3 protein-coding genes and 1 pseudogene are annotated in these 3,041 nt (G+C 36.9%); all 4 read right to left on the bottom strand.

The genetic code is table 11. From position 1 onward, the window contains the following. The gene (locus F6K38_RS38210; protein ID WP_287360159.1) at positions 1–942 is read right to left on the bottom strand and encodes an MFS transporter; all 942 of its coding nucleotides are present in this window, start codon (positions 940–942) and stop codon (positions 1–3) included. A 9-nt stretch (positions 943–951) separates the two neighbouring features. Further along, positions 952–1,869 (bottom strand): sulfotransferase family protein, encoded by a 918-nt coding sequence (locus tag F6K38_RS38205; RefSeq protein WP_287360158.1) that lies wholly within the window; start codon positions 1,867–1,869, stop codon positions 952–954. 39 nt (positions 1,870–1,908) lie between these two features. Further along, a complete protein-coding gene (locus F6K38_RS38200) occupies positions 1,909–2,727 on the bottom strand; it encodes a sulfotransferase domain-containing protein (RefSeq protein WP_287360156.1) in 819 nt (272 codons plus the stop codon). 78 nt (positions 2,728–2,805) lie between these two features. Then, positions 2,806–3,041 (bottom strand): annotated as a pseudogene (locus tag F6K38_RS38195) (hypothetical protein); the annotation flags it as partial.

The raw sequence follows: 3,041 nt of genomic DNA, 5'->3' as shown, positions 1-3,041 counted from the left end.
TTATGGTTGCACAAATAGCCATAGCACTCCGACAGTTGCCAGCATTAAGACGATAATATATATGGTACGCATAAAGCCAATCCGATCTATGAGTCGCCCCCAAATTGCTATCCCAGTCAGAGTTCCTGCTATATTTAATGTAATTAACTGGGAAATATAATTGGCATTAAGCTGTAACCCAATTGCTAAATAGGTGACAAATAGCGGCAAAGAGGAAAGAAAACATAACGTCAAAATCGTTATTAATAAACGGTATTTTTGATTGGCAAATATTTCGCGGATATCATCAAACAAAAGATGGCTAGTTGTATAGGTAGATTGACTAGTTTCAGAAAATTTTATTTGATAAGTGATGAATCCTGCAAATAAACAGTACATCATCAGTAACACAACTATATATGCGTAATCCTGGAGTGCTACTTTTTTTCCTAGGGTCACAGAAAGAATAGCAAAAAAAAGTAAATTAAACCCATGCACAGTCAGTCGCATTTTCCCAAAAAACCATCCACGCTCATGTGGAAGAGTAGATTCCCGAATTATGGGTTGAAAAGCTACTCCTTTTGTAGCGTTATGAACGATATTCATAAATAAAATAGTAATACAAAAAAAAGCCAAACCAAGAGTTGTATTTTTTGCATACACTACAGGCACAATAAGCATCAATGGTAATAGGCAGAATAGTAATGCAAAACCAATAATCAGAGTATGTTTACTACCCCAACGCTTTACAAAATAAATACCTGCCATTTGTAGGGGGATAACTAAGGAAGGTAAACCAATGACAAAACCGATTTCGCTTTCTTGCAAACCAAGGAGACTCGTTGCGTATAGCTGAATTAAGCTGGCATCAACGCCACCAAAACTGGTCAGAAGAGGAATAATTGCAATATTTGAGGCAATCAAAAGTTTTTGATTATCAGAGCGTTCTTTTTGATTCAGCATATCGAGTTGTCACCATGTAATATCGAGTTCTGGCATTAATTGCTTCAGTTTTTTAGTCCAAGGAACATAATATTCATCTAATAATGCTTTTGCTTCCTGTGGAATTGCTTCGTAGGGCTGAGCATTTCCTTTTGAGGCTTGCCCTCGAAGCACCCACAAGCCACGGGAATTTTTTTCAGCCAAGGATCGGTAATCAAAGGGAGGCAATTTTAGAAATGTCAGGATTTTCTCCATCACTTCAAAAGGCGATCGCTGAAAATCTTCTAATAACACAACCGATAGCTGTTCTCGCGAAAAATAGTTCAACCACGTTTCTAAATGCAAGGCATAGTGCCCTACCCTTAGCAGGCGATCATAGGGATCGGGTTGGCTTGCTGACAATCGTCTTTTAATCAAAGAGACAAAATCAGTATCGACATATTCAGGAATGGCTCCTATCACGTCTTGTTCTGTCCTTCCCATTTGATAAGCTGAGTAAGCCCGTGCCGTTGGATTCCTCAATAAAACAATGAATTTTCCAGAGGGCATCATTCGACGAACCAGTTCGGGAATAGGCACACTTCGATTCCATTTGTCTAAGTAAGCTGGTGTTTTTTCAAATGTATAGATACAACGAGACAACAACTGCTGCTTGTCTCTTGACAGTAAATAAGCAGGATTAAGTAGATAGCGTATCCATTCAGTTTCAATATCTATGACTTCATCAAAAAAATGGCACTCTTCAGGCGCACCTTTAAGATTGGGATGCTGATTGAGCCAGGTATGCAGTTCACGAGTGCCGCATTTCTGTGCGCCGATAATCAGAAAATTTGGCACTGCATAATAAGCATGGATTTCATGGGGCAATGGATAAGCGACAATCACTCCCGCATCTAGATCCTCAAGAGTTACATCAGGATAATAGACTATTTTTGGGGCAATCAGCATTAGTATATTTTAAAATTAAAATTTTCAATATGATCAAGTTTAATGCAGTAAATAATTTTTATACTTGTCTAGCCAATGGTCTATAGTAAATGGATAATAGTTTTTAAACTTTACGGCATTTTCCCTACAAAGCTCAATCACTTTTATAAGATTATCATGGCTCAAGCCAAACTTTAAAGCTAGCTCAATGTTATTCTCTGAAGAATTCATGATATCTGGAGCAATCTTTAGATTTTTATCAGCTTTCACAAAGTTGTCTTTTACAGTGTTGCTACGCTCTAGCACGAAGGGATTACTTGTTTCTATTCCTAAAAAATGCTTTAATGCTTCTAAGGACTTTTTTCGGTACTCTTCTTCGACTATATTAATGATCACAATATCTTCGGGAGCGAAATAATCATAATACTGAGATAACTGTAGGGCATAATCGCTATAATTAATATATTTATTACGAATACTTGAAAGGGCTTGATTGATATCCAATTTTTCTCTATCGACTAACAAGTTATGAAAAAAATGGGAAATCGAGCGCTGTAATGGATCTCGAACTAGATAAATTAATTTAACGTTTTTCAAGACTTGCTTGATTCGCGCCGGAACCCCTGGATAGTCTGGATACTTTGTATAGTGGGTAGAAGCTTCCAGCTTTATTCCATTTAAGGGAGGAAACATTTCTAAATACCAGTCGATACCTCTTTCCCAGTTGCCTCCTCTATCTCGATCCACAAAAAATTTAGTATCCTTCACCCTCGATGGGTTGATTGATGGGCAGTTTTTAGACAAGGAATGAAACAGCGAAGTTGTTCCGCATTTCATCCCACCAATAATAATATAGTGTTTGCTTATATCCCTTTTCATCTATCAAATCCAGATTAGAAAGAATCATCAGTACCAACCTTAAAAAGGCTGTGATAACCATTCAATTTTAAGGAATGCCTAAGCATTATATTTCTTTTCCCACTCTTTTACAGCCATAGCATAATTTCCTGTAGCACTAATTAGCCTCCAAAATGTGCCAAAATTTTCCTGAGCATTTTCTAGGTTGAATTCCATTTTATGACTTTTGTTTTTGAGAAACAATTCAATATTAGCATTGACGGTGTTACAGTAATCAATACAAATATCAAGTCGTTCGTAATTAAACTGTTTAGGAAGGATTATTGATTCTGAGT

The sequence above is a fragment of the Moorena sp. SIO3B2 genome (assembly GCF_010692525.1).
GTDB lineage: Bacteria > Cyanobacteriota > Cyanobacteriia > Cyanobacteriales > Coleofasciculaceae > Moorena > Moorena producens.
The sequence above is the reverse complement of the archived record's forward strand: the minus strand, read 5'-3'. Positions and strand labels throughout refer to the sequence as shown.